This is a genomic window from Geodermatophilus sp. SYSU D00696, from assembly GCF_054050235.1.
The window spans coordinates 16,977-36,131 of the sequence record NZ_JBJGYY010000008.1 but is presented as its reverse complement, the minus strand read 5'-3'; the positions used below and the strand labels follow the sequence as shown (position 1 = coordinate 36,131).

23 protein-coding genes and 1 other RNA gene are annotated in these 19,155 nt (G+C 73.9%); 8 read left to right on the top strand and 16 right to left on the bottom strand.

Annotated features, from left to right (window positions below; translation table 11 throughout):
- From ACI79O_RS07205 to ACI79O_RS07185, 5 genes are read left to right on the top strand one after another with little or no spacing between them, the layout of a single operon-like run.
- Positions 1-294, top strand: a complete 294-nt coding sequence (locus tag ACI79O_RS07205; protein WP_456888316.1) for a putative quinol monooxygenase — start codon at positions 1-3, stop codon at positions 292-294.
- Positions 287-976, top strand: coding sequence for a histidine phosphatase family protein (locus ACI79O_RS07200; RefSeq protein WP_456913680.1), 690 nt, complete (start codon positions 287-289; stop codon positions 974-976). The genes ACI79O_RS07205 and ACI79O_RS07200 overlap by 8 nt, the downstream gene beginning before the upstream one ends.
- A 37-nt stretch (positions 977-1,013) precedes the next feature.
- Entirely contained in the window at positions 1,014-1,688 is a 675-nt protein-coding gene (locus ACI79O_RS07195) for an SRPBCC domain-containing protein (RefSeq protein ID WP_456888320.1), read from the top strand.
- A 19-nt stretch (positions 1,689-1,707) separates the two neighbouring features.
- Entirely contained in the window at positions 1,708-3,123 is a 1,416-nt protein-coding gene (locus ACI79O_RS07190) for an NAD-dependent succinate-semialdehyde dehydrogenase (RefSeq protein WP_456913679.1), read from the top strand.
- 7 nt (positions 3,124-3,130) lie between these two features.
- Complete coding sequence (locus tag ACI79O_RS07185; RefSeq protein WP_456888324.1) at positions 3,131-3,727, top strand: adenylate kinase; 597 nt, start codon at positions 3,131-3,133, stop codon at positions 3,725-3,727.
- 154 nt (positions 3,728-3,881) lie between these two features.
- Here ACI79O_RS07185 and ssrA read toward each other — a convergent pair.
- The 15 genes from ssrA to ACI79O_RS07110 all read right to left on the bottom strand — a co-directional run bounded on the left by ssrA (position 3,882) and on the right by ACI79O_RS07110 (position 17,061).
- Positions 3,882-4,257, bottom strand: a transfer-messenger RNA (tmRNA) gene (gene ssrA / locus ACI79O_RS07180).
- 146 nt (positions 4,258-4,403) lie between these two features.
- A complete protein-coding gene (locus ACI79O_RS07175; RefSeq protein ID WP_456873985.1) occupies positions 4,404-5,546 on the bottom strand; it encodes a magnesium and cobalt transport protein CorA in 1,143 nt (380 codons plus the stop codon).
- A gap of 268 nt (positions 5,547-5,814) precedes the next feature.
- Positions 5,815-7,428, bottom strand: a complete 1,614-nt coding sequence (locus tag ACI79O_RS07170) for an SLC13 family permease (protein ID WP_456913678.1) — start codon at positions 7,426-7,428, stop codon at positions 5,815-5,817.
- Positions 7,429-7,473: 45 nt separating this feature from the next.
- On the bottom strand, positions 7,474-8,007 hold the full coding sequence (locus ACI79O_RS07165) for a carboxymuconolactone decarboxylase family protein (RefSeq protein ID WP_456888328.1): 534 nt from the start codon (positions 8,005-8,007) through the stop codon (positions 7,474-7,476).
- Positions 8,004-8,888: an SCO6745 family protein gene (locus tag ACI79O_RS07160; RefSeq protein ID WP_456913677.1), complete on the bottom strand. Its 885-nt coding sequence runs from the start codon at positions 8,886-8,888 to the stop codon at positions 8,004-8,006. Before ACI79O_RS07160 ends, ACI79O_RS07165 begins: the two co-directional genes overlap by 4 nt.
- 9 nt (positions 8,889-8,897) lie before the next feature.
- Entirely contained in the window at positions 8,898-9,905 is a 1,008-nt protein-coding gene (locus ACI79O_RS07155; protein ID WP_456913676.1) for a GNAT family N-acetyltransferase, read from the bottom strand.
- Between the two features lie 43 nt (positions 9,906-9,948).
- The gene (locus tag ACI79O_RS07150; RefSeq protein WP_456913675.1) at positions 9,949-10,326 is read right to left on the bottom strand and encodes a VOC family protein; all 378 of its coding nucleotides are present in this window, start codon (positions 10,324-10,326) and stop codon (positions 9,949-9,951) included.
- A complete protein-coding gene (locus ACI79O_RS07145) occupies positions 10,327-11,220 on the bottom strand; it encodes an amidohydrolase family protein (RefSeq protein WP_456913674.1) in 894 nt (297 codons plus the stop codon). It abuts the gene before it with no gap.
- Entirely contained in the window at positions 11,217-12,137 is a 921-nt protein-coding gene (locus ACI79O_RS07140; RefSeq protein WP_456913733.1) for an NADP-dependent oxidoreductase, read from the bottom strand. Before ACI79O_RS07140 ends, ACI79O_RS07145 begins: the two co-directional genes overlap by 4 nt.
- Complete coding sequence (gene smpB / locus ACI79O_RS07135; protein ID WP_456888337.1) at positions 12,137-12,613, bottom strand: SsrA-binding protein SmpB; 477 nt, start codon at positions 12,611-12,613, stop codon at positions 12,137-12,139. Before smpB ends, ACI79O_RS07140 begins: the two co-directional genes overlap by 1 nt.
- A 9-nt stretch (positions 12,614-12,622) precedes the next feature.
- Positions 12,623-13,672, bottom strand: coding sequence for a hypothetical protein (locus ACI79O_RS07130; RefSeq protein ID WP_456913673.1), 1,050 nt, complete (start codon positions 13,670-13,672; stop codon positions 12,623-12,625).
- Between the two features lie 53 nt (positions 13,673-13,725).
- Positions 13,726-14,610 carry a permease-like cell division protein FtsX gene (gene ftsX, locus ACI79O_RS07125; RefSeq protein WP_456888341.1) on the bottom strand — a complete coding sequence of 295 codons (885 nt, stop codon included), beginning with the start codon at positions 14,608-14,610 and terminating at the stop codon, positions 13,726-13,728.
- A 43-nt stretch (positions 14,611-14,653) separates the two neighbouring features.
- Entirely contained in the window at positions 14,654-15,343 is a 690-nt protein-coding gene (gene ftsE / locus ACI79O_RS07120) for a cell division ATP-binding protein FtsE (protein WP_456888343.1), read from the bottom strand.
- A gap of 136 nt (positions 15,344-15,479) precedes the next feature.
- Positions 15,480-16,592 carry a peptide chain release factor 2 gene (gene prfB, locus ACI79O_RS07115; RefSeq protein ID WP_456888345.1) on the bottom strand — a complete coding sequence of 371 codons (1,113 nt, stop codon included), beginning with the start codon at positions 16,590-16,592 and terminating at the stop codon, positions 15,480-15,482.
- Positions 16,593-16,641: 49 nt separating this feature from the next.
- On the bottom strand, positions 16,642-17,061 hold the full coding sequence (locus ACI79O_RS07110; RefSeq protein WP_456888346.1) for a hypothetical protein: 420 nt from the start codon (positions 17,059-17,061) through the stop codon (positions 16,642-16,644).
- A gap of 61 nt (positions 17,062-17,122) precedes the next feature.
- Here ACI79O_RS07110 and ACI79O_RS07105 point away from each other — a divergent pair, with 61 nt between their 5' ends.
- Positions 17,123-17,410: a DUF6343 family protein gene (locus tag ACI79O_RS07105; RefSeq protein WP_456873974.1), complete on the top strand. Its 288-nt coding sequence runs from the start codon at positions 17,123-17,125 to the stop codon at positions 17,408-17,410.
- A gap of 74 nt (positions 17,411-17,484) precedes the next feature.
- A complete protein-coding gene (locus tag ACI79O_RS07100; RefSeq protein ID WP_456913672.1) occupies positions 17,485-18,384 on the top strand; it encodes an NADP-dependent oxidoreductase in 900 nt (299 codons plus the stop codon).
- Here ACI79O_RS07100 and cutA read toward each other — a convergent pair.
- On the bottom strand, positions 18,381-18,707 hold the full coding sequence (gene cutA / locus ACI79O_RS07095) for a divalent-cation tolerance protein CutA (protein ID WP_456888350.1): 327 nt from the start codon (positions 18,705-18,707) through the stop codon (positions 18,381-18,383). The genes ACI79O_RS07100 and cutA overlap by 4 nt on opposite strands.
- Before the next feature lie 50 nt (positions 18,708-18,757).
- On the opposite strand from cutA, the gene ACI79O_RS07090 reads away from it, so the two are divergent.
- The gene (locus ACI79O_RS07090) at positions 18,758-18,994 is read left to right on the top strand and encodes a hypothetical protein (protein WP_456888351.1); all 237 of its coding nucleotides are present in this window, start codon (positions 18,758-18,760) and stop codon (positions 18,992-18,994) included.
- Positions 18,995-19,155 lie beyond the last annotated feature (161 nt).

Below are 19,155 nucleotides of genomic sequence, written 5' to 3'. Positions count from 1 at the left end.
ATGGCATTCGTCGTCGCAGCCACGTGGAAGGCCAAGCCCGGAGAGGCCAAGCGCGTCACCGACGTGATCAAGAAGATGACGCCCCTGTCGCGCGCCGAGCCGGGGAACGTCTTCTACCAGGCACAGGTCAACCCCGAGGACCCGGAGACCTTCTTCCTCTACGAGCAGTACGTCGACGCCCAGGCCTACGAGGACCACAAGAACACGCCGCACTTCCAGGAGAACGTGTTCGGCTACGTCATCGAGTACCTGGCCGAGCGCAGCGTCAAGACGTACGAAACGATCGATGTCTGAGCCGACCGGCACGGACGTCGCCGTGGCGCACCGGCTCCTGCTGGTGCGCCACAGCGAGATCGCCTCCCACCGCGGTGACGTCCCGCTCACCGCCACCGGGGTGGAGATCGCCCGCGAGGTCGGCCGCGAACTCGGCAAGGAGCACGCCGCCTTCCGCGTCCTGACCGGCGGCACCTTGCGTACGCGGCAGACCGCCGATGCCGTGGCCGAGGGCGCCCGGAGCGGAGGGGCGGACGTCGAGGGGCCCCGCGTCGCGTTCGCCCTGCGCAATCCCGACATCTACGTGGCAGGGGAACGGGTCGACATGGTCAGCAGCGCCGCCGCGCTGGCCGAGCAGGTCCCCGGGATGGCCGAGGACGAGGCGGCGACGAACCCGTTCTTCGCCGACTTCTTCGACCACCCCGACCGGATCGGCTGGTGGCTGCGGCTACCGGACGTCCCCGGTGACGACGCGACGACCCTCGCCCGCCGCATCGACGCCTTCGCCGGCAGCCTGGCCGACCCGGGCGGCCCCTCCGGTGGGCTCACCGTCGCGGTCACGCACTCCCCCGTCCTGCGCGCCTGCGCGCTGGCCCACCTCGGCGACGACCCCGGGGAGCCGCCCTGGGTGGGCGGCCTGGAGTACGCCGTCCTCTCCGACCGATCCCTGCGGGTCAGCACCTTCGCCATCGACCGCACCTGACGCCGGACACCCGGCACGACGACTCGAGAGCAGACACATGGAACTCACCCAGACCTTCGCCGTCCCCGTGCCCATCGAGACCGCGTGGAAGGCCCTCAACGACCCCGAGCGCATCGCGCCCTGCATGCCCGGGGCCAGCCTCGAGTCCGTCGACGGCGACAGCTTCACCGGCAACGTCAAGATCAAGCTCGGGCCCATCGGCCTGAGCTACCGGGGGACGGCACGCTTCGTCGACGTCGACCCGGAGACGCGCACGGTCGTCATCGAGGGCTCCGGCAAGGACGCCAAGGGCAACGGCTCGGCCAGCGCCACGGTGACCGCGCGGCTGACCGAGGACGCCGGCACCACCACCGTCGCCACGACCACGGACGTGAACATCACCGGCAAGCCGGCCCAGTTCGGCCGCGGGGTGATGAACGACGTCGCCAACAAGATCGTCGCTCAGTTCGCCGGCAACCTCGCCACGCTCCTCACCTCGGACGAAGGCGCTCCCGCCGCTGCGCCCTCGACGCCGACGCAGGCCGCAGCGGCGACGTCTCCCGTCCCGGTGGCCGCTCGGCCGGCGGTGACGGCTCCGGCCGCCGCCGAGCTCGACGCGTTCGCCCTGCTGGGCATCTCGCCGACGGTCCGCCGTCGGCTGGCCGCCGCCCTGGTTCTCGCTGACGTCTTCGTCCTGGGCTGGGCCATCGGCCGGCTCGGCAACCGCCGCTGACCCGCACCGAGGAGCCCCCGTGCCTTCCACCGTCACCACGGTCAACCCGGCCACCGGCGAGACCCTGACCAGCTACCCCGGTTCGGACGTCGGCGAGGCCCTGTCCGTCCTGGCATCCGTCACTGAGGCGCAAGCCGCGTGGACCGGGACCCCAGTCGAGCAGCGGGCCGAGGTCGTCCGATCGATCGGCGCTCAGCTCCGCAAGCAGGCCGACGAGCTCGCCGCCCTGATGACTGCTGAGATGGGCAAGCCGATCGCCGAGGCGCGCGCCGAGGTGGAGAAGTCCGCCACGGCATGCGACTTCTACGCCGACCACGGGCCGGCCGCCCTCGCGCCGAGAGACGTCGACACGGGCGACCAGCGCAGCTGGGTGGCGCACGAGCCCCTCGGCGTCGTCCTCGCCGTGATGCCCTGGAACTTCCCGTTCTGGCAGGTGCTGCGGTTCGCCGCACCGACCCTGCTGGCCGGCAACACGGCCATCCTCAAGCACTCCCCCAACGTGACCGGCTGCGCGCTGGCCGTCGAGCAGGTCTTCCGCGACGCCGGGCTGCCGGAGAACGCGTTCCGGAGCATCGTCGTCGCCGAGGAGGACGTCCCTGCGGTCAGCCAGGCGCTGCTCGAGGACGACCGGATCGCCGCCGTGAGCCTCACCGGCAGCGAGCGCGCCGGCTCCGCGGTCGCCGCCACCGCCGGACGGGTCATCAAGAAGAGCCTCCTGGAGCTCGGCGGCTCCGACCCCTTCGTGGTCCTCGACGACGCGGACCTCGACGCCGCTGTCGCCGGCGCGGTCAAGAGCCGCTTCATCAACTCCGGGCAGAGCTGCCTCGCGGCCAAGCGGTTCGTCGTCCACCGGGCCGTGGCCGAGGAGTTCAGCCGCCGGTTCGCGGCCGCCGTCGCCGACCTCCGCGTCGGTGACCCGACCGATCCGGCCACCACCATCGGCCCGATGGCCCGCGCCGACCTGCTCGACGGCCTCGAACGGCAGGTCCGCGAGTCGGTCGCGGCCGGGGCGAGCGTGCTCGTCGGTGGCCAGCGGCTCGACCGCGAGGGCGCCTGGTTCGCCCCGACGGTGGTCACCGACGTCACGCCCGACATGCCGGTCATGGCCGAGGAGACCTTCGGTCCGGTGGCCGCCGTCGTCACCGTCTCCGATGACGACGAGGCGGTCCGCGTCGCCAACGCCACCCGGTACGGGCTGGCGGCCAGCGTGTGGAGCAGCGCCCCGCAGCGGGCCCTGGCCGTGGGCCGGCGCATCACGTCGGGTGCGCTGTTCGTCAACGCCGTCGTCGCCTCTGACCCCCGCCTGCCGTTCGGCGGGACCAAGCGCAGCGGCTACGGCCGCGAACTGGGCGAAGCCGGGGCGCTCGAGTTCACCAACACCCGCACCTACGTGATCGGAACCGGTGTCGTGCCGGCCGGTCCGGCGACGGAATGAGGCACTGATGCGCGTCGTGCTGCTCGGACCGCCCGGTGCCGGCAAGGGCACCCAAGCTCAGATCATCGCCCGAGAACTGGGTGTCCCGGCGATCTCCACCGGCGACATCTTCCGCGCCAACGTCAGCGGCGGCACGGATCTCGGCCGACAGGCCAAGGTGTTCATGGACGCCGGCGACCTCGTCCCCGACGAGATCACGGTCGCCATGGTCTCGGCCCGGCTCGCAGAGCCTGATGCCGCCCGCGGCTTCCTCCTGGACGGCTTCCCGCGCACGATCCCGCAGGCCGAACGCCTGGACGAGGCGCTTGCTCACCAAGGGCACCGACTCGACCACGTCCTCGAGCTCGTGGTCGACGAGGCCGAGGTCGTCCGTCGCCTCTCCGGCCGCCGCATGCTGGTCGACGGCCAGTGGACCATGCGCGAGGACGACAAGCCCGAGACGGTGCGCCGCCGCCTGGAGGTCTACCGAGACCTGACCTCGCCACTGACGGCGTTCTACGCCGAGGCCGGTCTCCTACGTGCGATCAAGGCCATGGGTGAGATCGACGCGGTGACCGTGCGGGCCCTCAACGCGTTGGGCCGCAGAGCGCTCCCCATCCCCTGACAGGAGTCGATACTGCCGCCCCCGGCCGACACCGGATACCGACACGGCCGAGACGCTGGGCCCATGGACGACGAAAGCCGGGGCCACCGCTGGTCGCGGTGGCCCCGGCTTCTCGCCAACCAGGGTGCCGGCCTGTCGCCAGCACCCCGGGGTGGGGTGGAGGTGGCGGGAATCGAACCCGCGTCCTGCGACGCATCACCAGGGCTTCTCCGAGCGCAGTCCGCTCTGTCTCTGCTCGGCCCTCCCGATCGTACGAACACGTCGGGATGACGGGCCCAGTCGCTGTGAGGTGTCCCGTGCACGCCCGCGACCGGCACGCACGGTGAGTCATCTAGCTGATGCCAGACTCCGGGCCGATGACGGAACCCGGGCTGACAGCGTCACACTCGCTGATCAGGCAGCGAGGGCGAACGCGCGCTGACTGTTGTCGGCGCTTGTGTGTTTTCCGACGCGTGGTTAACGAGCTCATCGTCGGCTTCCTCGGCTCGCTTCCCCTGGTCACCCGACCGCAGTCGAGACCATTCACCCCCTGTGCAGTTGTGCACCCATCGTAACCGGGACCGCCACCGGGTTGTTCCCCCGGCGCCACGGCGCGTTGATCATCGGATGGGTGCCACTCGACACGCCGCACGACGGCGTGTCGTCGTGCACGCATCCGATGATCAACACGAGCGCGTCAGATCCAGTCGCGGCGCTTGAACACCGCGTACAGGGTCACGCTCACCCCGAGCATCAGCACCAGGGCGAAGGGATAGCCCAGGTGCCACGTCAGCTCGGGGATCTCCTGGAAGTTCATCCCGTACACCGTGCCCACCAGCGTCGGGGCGAACAGGATGGCCGCCCACGCGGAGATCTTCTTGACCTCCTCGCCCTGGGCGATCGAGGCCTCGGTGAGCTCGCGGATCTCGTCGTTCTGCCGCTGCGCCACCAGCGTCGCGTTCACGGTGAGGATGTCCCGCAGCTGCAGCCGGAAGGCCTCGATCCGCTCGTTGACCTGGGTGACGTGGTCGGCGACGTCGCGCAGGTAGCTGCGCAGGTCCTCGTCGACGCCGTACTTGTCGAACCCCGCGGTGATCGCGGCGAGGATGCCGGTCAGCGGCCGGGCGGCCCGCTGGAACTCCAGCACCTCCTGGGAGAGCTCGTAGATGCGCCGCGAGACACCGGGGTCCCCGCGGAAGACCTCGGTCTCGATCTCGTCGATGTCGTTGGCCAGGCCCGCGACCACCGGCGAGTACCCGTCGACGACGGCGTCGAGGATCGCGTACAGCACCGCCTCGCTGCCCTTGGCCAGCAGCGCCGGCTCGCTCTCCAGCCGCCGCCGCACCCGGGCGAGGTCGGGCGACTCCGCGTGCCGCACGGTGATCGCGAACTGCCGCCCGAGGAACAGGTGCAGCTCGCCGAACTCCACCTCCTCGGCCGCGTCGAGGTACCGGGCGGCCTTGAGGACGACGAACAGCGTGTCGCCGTAGCGCTCGAACTTCGGCCGCTGGTGGGCCTGGATGGCGTCCTCGACGGCCAGCTCGGGCAGCCCGTACTGCTCGGCGAGCTCCCCCAGCTCGGCCGGCTCGGGCCGGTAGAGGCCCAGCCACACCATGCGGTCGTCGAAGCCCTCGGTCAGCCAGTCGTGGCTCTCCTCCGCCGACGGCGGCGTGGCGATGCGCCGGCCACCGGCGTACACGGCGTTGTCCACCAGCCGCGACGGGCGCACCGGCTCCACGGGCGCCGGCGGGACGGGCGGGGCGGGACGCAGCACCGGCGGGCGCGGGCGGCGGCCCAGGGTGGACAGGGCGGTGAGGGGCGCGAGGCGGCGGTCGGCCATGGCGGGGCTCCCGGAGGACGCTGGGTGACAGGACTCAGCAGCGGCCCTCCACGCACCGGCACCCCGGCGCGCGCGGCGGCCGGGAGATCAGGTGGTGAGGAGGGCCTCGGGACTGGGACTGGGCGGTTCGCTGCGCATGCGCTCGCCCTCCCTCCCGTCGGTGGCCTCCCTGCGTACGGCCGTCGTCCATCGTGACACGACTCCCGACGGGCCCGCCCGCCCGAGGGGATGACTTCCCCCTCCGTTCACCCCCCGGCCAGGCGTCCGGTCACACGTCCAGGACCAGGCCGACCATCAGCGGCAGCAGGAGGACGATCAGCAGCGCGCCCAGGACGTCGAAGGAGATGCCCGAGCGGATCATCTTGGTGATCGGGACGACGCCGGACCCGTAGACGATGGCGTTCTGCGGCGTGGACACCGGCAGCATGAACCCGAACGACGCCGCGAAGGTCGCCGCCAGCGCGGGCACGAACGGGTTGATGCCCGCGGCCACCGCCACCGGGATGATGATCGGCACGACGACCGCCGCGGACGCGGTGTTCGACGTGGTCTCCGAGATGATGATCGCGAGGATCACCGCGAACACCGTGATCGCAAAGGTGCTGGTCAGCCCGAGGGTGTCGGCCGAGGCGTTGCCGATGGTCTCGGCCAGCCCGGTGTCGGCCAGCAGCGAGCCGAAGATGATCCCGGTGCCGAACAGCAGGATCGTGCCCCAGTCGATCTTCGCGGCGTCGGACCAGTTGAGGGTGAACTCCCGCCGCTTCCAGTCGGTGGGCAGCAGGAACAGCAGCGACGCCCCCAGGACGGCGACGATGCCCTCGTCGATCCGGTCGCTGACCGTCGTGTAGACGTCGGAGTCGGTGCCGGCGGTCAGCGCGATGACGCCCGGGGTGATCCACAGCGCCACGGTGATGCCGAAGGCGACCAGCGTGTTCCGCTCCGCGCGCGAGACCGGGCCGAGCTCGGCGCGCTCGGCCTGTACGTACTCGTGCACGCCCTCGATCCGCTTGATCTCCGGCCGGTTGAGCAGCAGCAGGACGACGGCCAGCGCCACGAACATCAGCGCGCAGATCGGCAGCGCCATGAGCATCCACTGCAGGAACCCGATCCGCTCCCCCGTGGCCTCCTCGATCAGCCCGCGGCCGATCAGGTTCGGCGGGGTGCCGACCGGGGTGATCAGGCCGCCGACGCTCGCGCCGTAGGCCAGCATCAGCATCAGCGCGACGCCCACCCGCAGCCGCAGCGGGTCGAAGTCGGGTGCCACCAGCTCCTTGTCCTGCAGCAGCTTGGCGATCACCGACAGGATGCCGATGGCCGTGGGCAGCAGCATCGCGACGGTGGCGGTGTTGGAGACGAACGCCGACAGCAGCGCGGTGATCAGCCCGAAGGCGATGACCACCCGCGCGGTCGAGCCGCCGACCCACTTCATGGACAGGATGGCCATCGCGAAGCGCCGGGCGACGCCGTGCTTGAGCATCGCCGCGGCGAGGATGAACGCGCCGATGAAGGTGAACACCGTCGTCGACCCGAACGGGGCGACGGCGTCGTCCGCCGGCACCACCCCGAGGACGACGATCGCCCCGACGCCGATGAGGCCGCCGACCGGGATCGGCACGGGCTCGGTGATCCACAGGACGATGACGCCGAGCAGGATCGCGGCGAGCAGGTGCTGGTCGCGCGGCAGGTTCAGCGGCAGCAGCGCGAAGACGATCGTCACGACCGGGGCGAGGAAGAGCCCGACCGTGCGCCGTCCCTTCTCGAAGCGCTCCTCGGCCGGGCTGAGCCGCTGCTCGCCCAGGCTGCGGTAGGTGGCCGAGCCGCGGAACGCGGCGTCGACGTCGGTGCGCTGCCCGGGCTGGCCCGGGCGCTCGATCGTGGCCATGACGCCTCCCCCGGATGGTGTGACCCACACCATAGGGAGGACCGGTCAGCCGGGCACCTCGCCGCCGGGCGGCGGCACGTCGAGCGCCACGAGGAAACGGGCGACCATCCCGTACGCCCCGACCAGCACGGCGAGCTCCACCACCTGCCGGTCGTCGAGGTGCGCGCGGACCGCGTCGAACACCGCGCCGGGGACGGCGACGGCGCGGGCCGACGCGTCGGTGAAGGCCAGGACGGCGGCCTGCACGGGCGTCCACCCCGGCCCGGCGGCGGCGTCCTCGGCCCGCAGTGCCTCGAGCTGCCCGTCGGTGAGCCCCGCGCGGCGGGCGATGGGCTCGTGCGCGGCCCACGGGAACCCCGCTCCGGCGAGGGCCGCGACCCGCAGCACCACCAGCTCGCGCAGGTCGGCGGCCAGCGTGGTGCCGCCGCGCAGCGCGCCGACCAGCGCGTTCCACCCCTCGGCCACCGGCGGGCTGTGCAGCAGCAGCCGGTCGAGGTCGGTCAGCACGCCGCCGCGGCGGGCGCGCAGCAGGTCGGCGGCCGGGCCGTCGTCGGGGGCGGAGGGCAGCCGTGCGCTCACCGGCCGGCGAGGACGCCGGAGGGGTAGGCCCCGTTGCCGACGACGGTGGTCGACAGCCGCTTGCCCAGCTCGACCACCCGGCCGGTCCGCTCGGGCCCCAGGTGGACCCACGGTGCGGCCGAGAGCGCGTCGGTCTCGGTCTCGAGCTCCGCCCGCAGCGCCCGCCCCGCGTCGGTGAGCGCCTCGCCCTCGAGCAGCCCGCGCGCGGCCAGCCGGGCCAGGCCCGCGGCCCACTCCTCGTCGGTCCAGCCGCGCGTCGCCCGGGCGGCGGCGGGCTGGAAGCCGCGGCCGGTGGCGGTGTGGGTGAGCAGCGCCTCCAGCCCGGACAGCCCGTGTCGCACCAGCACGGCCACGTGCCCGTCCCCGCGCCACTCGCGCAGCAGGGTGACCGCGTGCCAGAGACGGCTGACCGGGTCGGCCGGCCAGGCGAGGTCGGCGTGCCCGGCGTAGAGCGGCCGGCCCTCGGCGGTCAGCACGCCGCACGCCTCGGCCAGCAGGTCGCCGAGCTCGCCGACCTCCGGCGCCGCGGCGGCCTCCTCGCCGCCGAGCAGCCGGGTCAGCGAGGCGCGGGCGGCGGCGAACCGCGCGGCGACGACCTGCTCCGGAGTGGCCAGCGTCCAGGCCCGCGGCACGTGCCGCGCCACGATCGCCGGGGAGAAGTTGGAGAAGGTCGCCGTCACCACGCCCGGGCCGACGGCGCCCATCGGGGCCGCGCGCCCGGCGAAGTAGACCATCCGGCCCGGGCGCAGGCCGACCGCCGTCAGGTGCTGCTCGGTCTCGGGCACGAAGTAGACGTGGTCGTGCAGCGGCGCCAGCGCGCGGTACGCGCGGCCGACGAGGACCGGGTCGAGGGCGGGTGCGGGCTGATCGGCGCTGACCATGCGGGCACCCTAGGCGAGCGGCGGGACCGGGTACGCCCAGGAGTGGGAGGTGCGGACGACGCGGAAGCCGACGCGCTCGTAGAGGGCGAAGGCGCCCGTGGTGTTCTCGGTGTCGACGTCGAGCGCCGCCCGGTCGCAGCCGCCGGCCGCGGCGGCGGCCAGCGCGGCGGCGATGACCGCCGAGGCCACCCCTCGACCGCGGGCCGCGGGCAGCACGCCGATCTGGCCCAGGTGCGAGGTGCGGACGCCGGTGGCGCGGGTGTCGGCGTCGTACACGTAGGCCAGCGCGTAGCCGGTGACGGCGCCGTCGGCGAGGGCCAGCACCGACAGGTCCGGGCGGAACGCCTTGACGCCGGTGAACCAGGTCCGCCACGCCTGCTCGTCGCGCTCGGTGGACCCGTGGTGGTCGGCGAAGGCGACGTTGTGTGCGCGGCGGACCTCGTCGTCGCGGTTCCCGTCGAAAGGGACCAGCTCCACACCGGGCGGCGGGGACACCCCGGGCAGGTCGGTCAGCGGGCGCTCCATGGTGGCGAACAGCCGCTCGACCTCGAACCCGGTCCGCTGCAGGAGCGACCCCAGCGAGGTCATGGCCGGCCACACGGAGACGACCAGCCGGCCGGGCAGCCCGGCCGGCGCCACCTCGGCGTGCTGCGCGGTGCCGCGGCGCACCTGCCAGGCCAGCAGCGCGCGGCCGATGCCGCGGCCACGGAACTCCGGGGCGACCCGGCCCTCCGCCCAGATGCGGAGGGCCTCGCGGCCGCCGCGCGAGACGATCGACGTCGCCCAGCCGGCCAGCCGGCCCTCCGCGGTCACCACCGCCCGCCCGTCGCGGGCCAGGTCCACCAGGTCGCTGCCCCACCACTCGGTGAGGTCGTCGGCGTCCTCGTGCTCGCCGGTGCCGTCGACGGCCTCGGCCGCCGCGAGCAGCCCGGCGGCGGCATCGGCGTCGTCGAGGGTGAGCGGGCGGACGGTGAACCCGTCGGGCAGGCCGGTCACGTCGGCGAGGAGGTCGGCCACGGACGAGGACGGTAGGCCGGTCCCTCCCCCGGCCGCGACCGGATTACCGCCGGACGAACAGGCAGAACGGGTGGCCCGCGGGGTCGGCGTAGACCCGCACCACCTCGTGCTCGTCCTCGTGGCCGCCCACCTGCCGGGCGCCGGCCTCCTCGGCGAGCGCGCAGGCGGCGTCGAGGTCGTCGACCTCCAGGTCGAGGTGGACCTGCATCTGCTGGGTGCCCGGCTCCGGCGGCCACACCGGCGGCACGTGGTCGGCCTCCAGCTGGAAGGACAGCCCGGTGCTGCCGTCGGCGGGGCGCAGGGTCGCCCACTCCGGCTCGTCGTCGCGGATCGGCCAGCCGAGCAGCCGCTGGTAGAAGCGGGCCAGGCCGCGCGGGTCCGGGGTGCCGAGGACGGCGGCGGTGAACCGGAACGTGGGCACTCAGTCCTCCAGGGCGAACAGCCGGGCGCCGTTGTCGTGCAGCACCGCGCGCAGCCAGTCGTCGCCGAGGTCGAGCCGGGCCAGCGCGGCCAGCTGCTCGGCGTACGGGTACGGGATCGACGGGAAGTCGCTGCCGAGCAGCACCTTGTCCCGCAGGGCGGCCAGCCGCGGCCGCAGCGCGGGGTCGAAGGGCATGAGCCGCTCGGTGAAACCGGTGGCGAACATCGTGGTGTCCAGGTGCACCCGCTCGTACCGCTGCGCCAGGTCGAGGAACTCGCGGTACTCGGGCATGCCGAGGTGGGCGATCACCAGGCACAGCCCGGGGTGGCGCTCGAGCAGGCCGGCCGCGGGCCCGGGCCCGGTGTGCTCACCGGCGAGCGGACCCGAGCCGCAGTGCACGACCACCGGCGTCCCGGCCTGCTCCAGCCGCGCCCAGACCGGGTCGAGCAGCGGGTGGCGCGGGTCGAAGCCACCCACCTGCACGTGCACCTTGAACACCCGCACGCCGCGGTCGAGCGCCTCGGCGACGTAGTGCGGCGCCTCGGGCTCGGGGAAGAACGTGGCCGAGCGCAGCACCTGCGGGTGGGCGTCGGCGAAGGCGGACGACCAGTCGTTGAGCCACGCCGCCATGCCCGGCCTGTGCGGGTAGGGCAGCGTCGGGAACGCCCGGACGCCGAGCCGGCCGAGCACGGCCAGGCGCTCGTCCTCGGGCAGCGCGTACTGCACCGGCCAGGCGGCGCCGTAGTGGGTCTCCGCGGCGGCGAAGTACGACCACACCTTGGCCTGCACCCGCGGGGGCAGGAAGTGCACGTGGACGTCGACCAGGCCGGGCAGGCCCAGCTCGCGCCAGAACCGCGGGACGTCGTCGTCCCCCGCCGGCGGCCGGACCGTCACAGCGTGACGACCACCTTGCCGCGCACGTGCCCGCCGGCCACCAGGTCGTGGGCCTCGGCGGTGCGCTCCAGCGGGAACGCCCGGGCGATGGACACCCGCAGCTGGCCGGCGTCGGCCATCCGGCCGAGCTCCTCGAGGTCGTGCCGCTCGGGCCGGACGAACACGTAGCGCCCGCCCATCCCGTTCACCGCCGGGTCGACGACGCTGACGAGGCGCGCGACGTCGCGCACCTGCGCCGGGGCGTCGGCCAGCGCCGCCCCGCCGACGAGGTCGAGGACGGCGTCGACCGGCTCCGACAGCTGCCCGCTGACCGGCCCGGCCGAGTGGTCGAGGACCTCGGCGGCGCCGGCGTCACGCAGGAACCCGTGGTTGCGCGGGCTCGCCGTGCCGATGACGTGCGCGCCGAGCGCGACGGCGATCTGCACGGCGAAGAAGCCGACCCCGCCCGCGGCCCGGTGCACCAGCACGCGGTCGCCCTCGCCGACGTCGAGCGCCTCGGTCAGCGCCTGGTAGGCGGTCAGCCCGGCCAGCGGCAGCGCCCCGGCCTCGGCGAACGACAGCGACCCGGGCTTGCGCGCCAGACAGCGCTGCGGCGCCGGCACCAGTTCGGCGGCGGTCCCCCACTGCACCTCGTCGCGGCGCAGGTAGCCCATGACCTCGTCCCCGGGGGCGAGGTCGACCACCGCCGGGCCGACCGCCTCGACGGTGCCGGCCAGGTCCCAGCCGGGGACGATCGGGAAGTGGTGCGGGTAGGCCGCGGCCAGGTGCCCCTCGCGGATCCCGACGTCGACCGGGTTGACCCCGGCGGCGTGGGTGCGGACGAGCACGGTGTCGGGCCCGACCGGGGGCTCGGGCAGGTCGTCGCGCAGCGTCAGGACCTGGGAGGAGCCGAACCGGTCGTAGGCGATCCCCCGCATCACCGGCGGCCCTTGACGTACCGCCCGAACGCCCGCTGGATCTCCCGGCGCGAGTCGCGCTCGGCGAGGTCCTGGCGCTTGTCGTAGGACTTCTTGCCCTTGGCCAGGGCGAGGGTGGCCTTGACCTTGCCGTCCTTGAAGTACAGGTCCAGCGGCACGAGCGTCAGGCCGCCCTCGCGGGTCTTGCCGATCAGCTTGTCGATCTCCTCGCGGTGCATGAGCACCTTGCGCTTGCGGCGCGGGGCGTGGTTGGTCCAGGTCCCCTGCGTGTACTCGGGGATGTGCACGTGCTGGAGCCACACCTCGCCGTCGTCGACGGTGGCGAAGCCGTCGACCAGCGACGCACGGCCGGCGCGCAGGCTCTTCACCTCGGTGCCGGTGAGCACCAGGCCGACCTCGTAGGTGTCGAGGATCGAGTAGTCGTGCCGCGCCTTCTTGTTCTGGGCGATCAGCTTGCGCCCCTGTTCCCGCGGCATATCCCCAGGTTACCGGGCCGGTGCCCGCCCACCGTCGGACACCGCGACCTCCCGGCGCAGCTGCGCGTAGGTGGGCGCCTGCACCGGGAGGAAGGCGACCTCGCGCACCCGGCGGGCGGTGTCGCTGCCGGCCAGGTAGCCCGCTCCCCCGGCGACCGCCGACTCCAGCCGCACCGCGTCGGCGGCCAGGTCCAGCGCGGCCAGCCGCAGCCGGGCCAGGTCGCCGGGGTGCACGCCCACCCGGTCGCCGGCGAGGTCCTCCAGCCGCCGCACGGTGTCGTCGCGCCGCTCGCCCAGGGCGTCGCCGTCGGCCCGCAGCACGGCGGGCCGGTGCTCGGTCGAGGCGGCCAGCGCGGCGTCGGTGACGCCGACGGCCATCGCGGTCTGCATCAGCAGCATCGCCGGCCGGCACACCGCCATGAAGGAGGCGAGGTCGTCGCTGAGCACCTGCCCCGGGCCGATCGCGACGCCGTCGAGCTCCAGCCCGCCGGTGCCGGTGCCGTTGAGGCCGAGCAGGTCGTAGAGCGCGGTCGGGGTCACGCCGTCGTCGGTGCGCCGCAGGCACACGACCAGCCGGCCCTCGTCGGGGATCCGCGCGGGGGTGACCACGACGGCGTCGTCGAAGAGGTTCGACGCCCACGCGACCGTGCCCGACAGCCGCCAGCCGTCCCCGTCGCGGGTGGCGGTGACCGGCAGCGTGCCGGTGCCGGCGAGGTCGGCGACCGCCGGGGCCATCGCGCTGGCGCCGGCCACCGTGCCGGCGCGCAGCCCCTTGGCCAGGGCGCCGAGCGGTCCGGAATGCGTGGCGCCGCCCAGGTACTCGATCACCATCCGCTGGGACCAGGCGGCGAAGGCGGTGGCCAGCGACACCGACGCCAGCCGGCGGACCATCCGCACCGCGGTCAGCAGCTCCTCGGTGGGGTCCTCGTCGTCGGACCCGAACGCGCCGACCCCGCCGAGCCGCCGCAGCGCGGCGCGGACGTCGGCGCGGCCGGCGTCGACGTCGCCCGCCCCCGCTGCCGCCTGCTCGTGGACACCGCTGACGTCGACCGTCGTCATGCCCGCTGTCTACCCGCCTCCGGCCCCGCCCGCGACGGGAGGCGGCGAACCCGCTAGAGACGCACGTAGAGGCGCAGCGTGACGTAGGCGGCGACCGCGGCCAGGCCCACGCCGGCACCGGCGATGATCGGGCTGATCGTGGCGATGGCGCTCCAGTCGACCGGCGGGATGATGCCCGCCTTGATCGGCCCGGCCAGCGTCCGGTCGACGAAGAGCACCTTGGTCAGCACCAGGCCGCCCACCGCGAGCGCCGCGCCGATGAGCCCGGCGAGCGCCGCCTCGAGGATGAACGGCAGCTGGGTGTACCAGCGGGAGGCACCGACCAGGCGCATGATGTTGGTCTCGTTGCGCCGGTTGAACGCCGCCAGCTGGATCGTGTTGGAGATCAGCAGCAGCGCCGCCAGCGCCTGGACCACCGCCACGGCGATGGTCGCGTTGCGGGCGCCGTTGAGCAGGCTGAACAGCCGGTCGAGGAAGTCGCCCTCGTCGCGGACCTGGTCCACGCCGTTCTGCCCGTTGGGGAACTCCGCGGCGATGACCTCGTAGCGCTCGGGGTTGACCAGCTCCACCCGGAAGCTCTCCGGCAGCGCGTCCGGCGGCGTGTTCTCGACCAGCTCGGGCTGCTGGGAGAACTGCTGCCGGAAGCGCTCGTAGGCCTCCTCCTTGGACTCGTAGAGGAAGGTGGCCACCTCCGGCGAGTCGGCGAGCTGGGTCTCGATGGCGCTGCGCTGCTCGTCGGTGACGCCGTCGGCCAGGAAGATGGAGACCTGCACCTTGTCGTAGTAGATCTCCTTCATGTCGGAGATCATCCCGGCGATGAGCAGGCCGGTCCCCATGAGACCGAGCGAGATGGCCGTGGTCAGGATCATCGCGACCGTCATGGTCAGGTTGCGACGCAGCCCGGTGGCCACCTCGGAGAGGACGAAGTTGACGCGCATGGGTTCCCTGTCGTGAGGTGCAGGTCGTGGCGGGGGGCGACCGTCAGCGGCCGACGCCGTAGACGCCGCGCGACTGGTCGCGGGTGATCTGGCCCCCGTTGAGCTCGATGACGCGGCGGCGCATGGAGTCGACGATGTGGTAGTCGTGCGTCGCCATGATCACGGTGGTGCCGGTGCGGTTGATCCGCTCCAGCAGCAGCATGATCCCCTCGCTGGTGTCCGGGTCCAGGTTGCCGGTGGGCTCGTCGGCGAGCAGCACCAGCGGCCGGTTGACGAACGCGCGGGCGATCGCGACCCGCTGCTGCTCACCACCGGAGAGCTCGTGCGGCAGCCGGTTGGCCTTCCCGTCGAGCCCGACCATCTCCAGCACCTCGGGCACGACCCGCTTGATCGTGCGGTGCGGCTTGTTGATGACCTCGAGGGCGAAGGCCACGTTCTCCGCGACGGTGCGGTTGCGGAGCAGGCGGAAGTCCTGGAAGACGCAGCCCATGGTGCGGCGGAGCTTGGGCACCTGCCACTTGCTCATGCCGTTGAGGGTCTTGCCGTTGACCGTGATCGTCCCGCGGGTGGGGTCGTCCTCCTTGAGCAGCAGCCGGAGGAACGTCGACTTGCCGGAGCCCGAGGAGCCGATGAGGAAGACGAACTCCCCCTTGTCGATCTCCGTCGTCACGTCATCGAGGGCCGGCCGGGGGCTGGCCGGGTAGAGCTTGGTGACGTGTTGCAATTCGATCACGAGGGGCCACGGTACCTGTCCGGAGCCGCACCCTGGTCGGTTCGCACCGAGACGCTCCGGGAGCGATTCCGCGACCTCCCCCGCTACCCAGCGGGATCGGCCCGCCAACCGCGCCGCGGTGTGACGGAGGCGATGCTCAGCTGGCCGGCACGCTCTCCTGCTGACGGCGCCAGCGGATGCCGGCCTCGATGAACGCGTCGATGTCGCCGTCGAGGACCGCCGTGGTGTTCCCGGTCTCCTGCTCGGTCCGCAGGTCCTTCACCATCTGGTAGGGGTGCAGCACGTAGGAGCGCATCTGGTTGCCCCAGCTCGAGCCCTCGCCCTTGAGCGCGTCCATCGCGGCGCGCTGCTCCTCCTGCCGCTTGGCCAGCAGCCGCGCCTGCAGCACGCGCATCGCCGCGGCCCGGTTCTGGATCTGGCTCTTCTCGTTCTGGCAGGAGACGACGATGCCGGTGGGCAGGTGGGTGATCCGCACGGCGGAGTCGGTGGTGTTCACGCTCTGCCCGCCCGGCCCGCTCGACCGGAACACGTCGATGCGGATCTCGTTCTCCGGGATCTCGACGTGGTCGGTCTGCTCGACGACGGGCAGCACCTCGACGCCGGCGAACGAGGTCTGCCGGCGGCCCTGGTTGTCGAAGGGCGAGATGCGCACCAGCCGGTGGGTGCCCTGCTCGACCGAGAGGGTGCCGTAGGCGTAGGGCTGCTTGACGGCGAAGGTCGCCGACTTGATGCCGGCCTCCTCCGCGTAGCTGGTGTCGTAGACCTCGACGGCGTACTTGTGCCGCTCGGCCCAGCGCAGGTACATCCGCATGAGCATCTCGGCGAAGTCGGCGGCGTCGACCCCGCCGGCCTCCGAGCGGATGGTCACCAGCGCCTCGCGGGAGTCGTACTCGCCGTTGAGCAGCGTGCGGACCTCGAGCTCGTCGATCGCCTTGCGCAGCGCCTCGAGCTCCCGCTCGGCCTCGGCGGTGGTGGCCTCGTCGTTCTCCTCCGCGGCCATCTCGTGCAGCAGGCCCACGTCGTCGAGCCGGCTGCGCAGCTCCTCCACCCGGCGCAGGTCGCCCTGCAGGTAGGACAGCCGCGAGGTCAGCGCCTGGGCGGCCTCGACGTCGTTCCAGAGGTCGGGCGCGGCCGCCTGCTGCTCGAGGTCGGCGACCTCCCGGCGGAGCCGGTCGACGTCGAGGACCGACTCGATGCTCCGGAGGGTCGTGTCGAGCTCGTCGAGGACGACGGCGAAGTCTGCGGCCACGTCGATCCAGGGTAGTGCGCCCGGGGGCGGCCGGTGCCGGGCGGCAGGGTCAGCCGATCACCTCGGTCATCCACCCGGGGACGGCGTCGGGCGGGCGGGGGAAGTCACGCAGCTCGGCGACCAGCGCCTCCCGCGGCAGCGGCGGGCCGGCGGGCACGGCCTCGGCGTTGAACAGCGGCAGCAGCCGGCCGGTGGACCGGTCGAGCACCATCTCGGTCTGCAGCCATGTGCCGCGCTCGGGCGTCCACATGACCCGCTTGAGCTCCTCGACCCGCGCCCGGACGGCGTCGGTCACCGGCACCGGCACCGGCGGCCCGTCGCCGGGCTCCGCGGTGAGCTGGTCGCGACGGACGTCGCCGACCACCGTGGCGCGGTAGCGCAGCCGCGCCGCGTCCGCCGGCGCGGCGGCCAGCAGGGCCGCGCCGAGCTCGCGGAGGACGGCGGTGGTGTCGCGGGCGGCCGGTGTCACGGCCGCCATCCTCGCAGCGGGCCGCCGGGTGGCCGGGGGCGGCGCCGGGTATCCCCCCGGCATGAGCGAGCCCCGGCGCCGGCGGACCCGCGAGGAGTACGCGCGCGGCCTGCCCGACCACCACGACCCGACGGCGGGCATCGGCGGCGCGGCGCCGGCGCAGTCGGCGCTCACCCTGCGGCTGGTCCTCGCCGCGTTCGGGCTGGTCACCTGCGTCGTGTTCGGGGTCCTGTGGCTGCGCACCGACCTGCCGTCCTGGCCCGCGGTGCTGCTGTTCGTCCTCGCCGCGGTGGCGCTGGTCGACCTGGTCGTGGTGGCCCGGCGGAAGGCGCGCGGCGAGCCCGGTTGACCGGCCCCGCGGAAGGTGACGGCGGCCACGGTGGTTGCAGCCGCACGTCACCGCCGTCCGGGAGGAGCCCGCCCATGCGCGCCGTCGTCTACACCGAGTACGGGGAGCCCGAGGTCGTGGGCGTCGGGGAGGTCGACGAGCCGCACGCCGGGCCGGGCCGGGTCCGCATCGCCGTCCGGGCGGCGAGCGTCAACCCGATCGACTGGAAGCAGGTCACCGGGCTGACGGCCCGCGGCGGCGCGCCGGCGGGGCCGACCGTGCCGGGCTTCGACGCGGCCGGGGTCGTCGACGAGGTCGGCGAGGGCGTGACCGGCGTCGCCGTCGGCGACGCGGTGTTCGGGCTGGGCCGCGCCACGGCCGCCGAGCACGCCGTCCTCACCGCGTGGGCGCCCGCGCCGCCGAGCGTGGACCTCGCGGCCGCGGCCGGGCTCGGCGTCGCCGGGGAGACCGCCGTCCGCGTCCTCGACCTGCTGGGGCTGCCCGAGGGCTCCACCGTCGTCGTCGACGGCGCCAGCGGCGGGGTCGGCATCGCCGCCGTGCAGGTCGCCCTCAGCCGGGGGCTGCGCGTCGTGGGCACCTCGTCGCAGGCCAACACCGAGTTCGTCCGCTCCCTCGGCGCCCTGGCCACCACCTACGGCGAGGGCCTGCCGGAGCGGGTGCGCGAGCTCGTGCCGGACGGGGTCGACGGCGCCGTCGACACCGCGGGGCGGGGGTCGGTGCGCGACCTGGTCACCCTCACCGGCGACCCCGGGCGGGTGGTCACCACCGCCGACTTCGGCGCCGGCGACCTCGGCGTGCAGGTGACCACGAGCAGCGAGGGCGCCGCGCCCCGGCTGGCCGAGGTCGCGCGGCTCGTGGCGGAGGGCAGATTGCAGCTGCCGGTCGCGGGCACCTACCCCTTCGAGCGGACCGCCGACGCGCTGCGGCGCAGCCGCGAGGGGCACGTGCGCGGCAAGCTGCTGCTGACCCCCTAGGGTTCGCGGGTCTCGGCGAGCACCCAGCGCAGGTAGCCGGGATCGCCGTCGGCGACCGGCAGGGCGAGCACGCACGGGACGTCGTAGGGGTGCAGCTCGCGGGTGCGCGCGACCAGCGCCGGCACCAGGGAGCGGCGGGTGTGCAGCGCGACCCGGGCCTCGGCCTCGTCGTGCACCGCCCCCTCCCAGCGGTACACCGAGCGGATCGCCGCGAGCTGCTGCCCGCAGGCGGCCAGCCGCTCCTCGACCAGCGTCCGCGCGTAGCCGGCCAGCCAGTCGGCGTCCGGCCCGGTGACGACGACCTCGACCACCTCGGTCTCCACGCCCCCATCCTGCGGTGCGTGCGCCGGTGCCCGCGGGGTAGGGGCCGCCCATGAGCGACGACCTGACGATCGACGTCGACGGCGACCAGTACGTGCTGCGCCAGGGAACCGAGGGCCTGCAGGTGGGCCGCCGCGTCGGCGGGGAGGTGACCTGGCTCGACGACGTCGACCCCGCACTGCTGCCCGAGGCCGCCCGCGCCGCCCTGGCCGAGGGCGACACCGCCAACCCGGCGCTGCAGACCGCGATCGGCGGCATCGTGCAGGCCGAGGTCGAGCGCGGCGGCTGACCCCGGGGTCCGGACCCCGGGGTCCGGACCCCGGGCGTCGGGATGAGGTCGTGGGGCCCTGCGTCGCGGGACCTCCGGCCCGGCTCACCGGGCGCGCGGACCGCCCAGGATCGGATCGGGAGTCCCGGGGCGGACCGTCAGGTGCCCTCCGGCAGGGACTT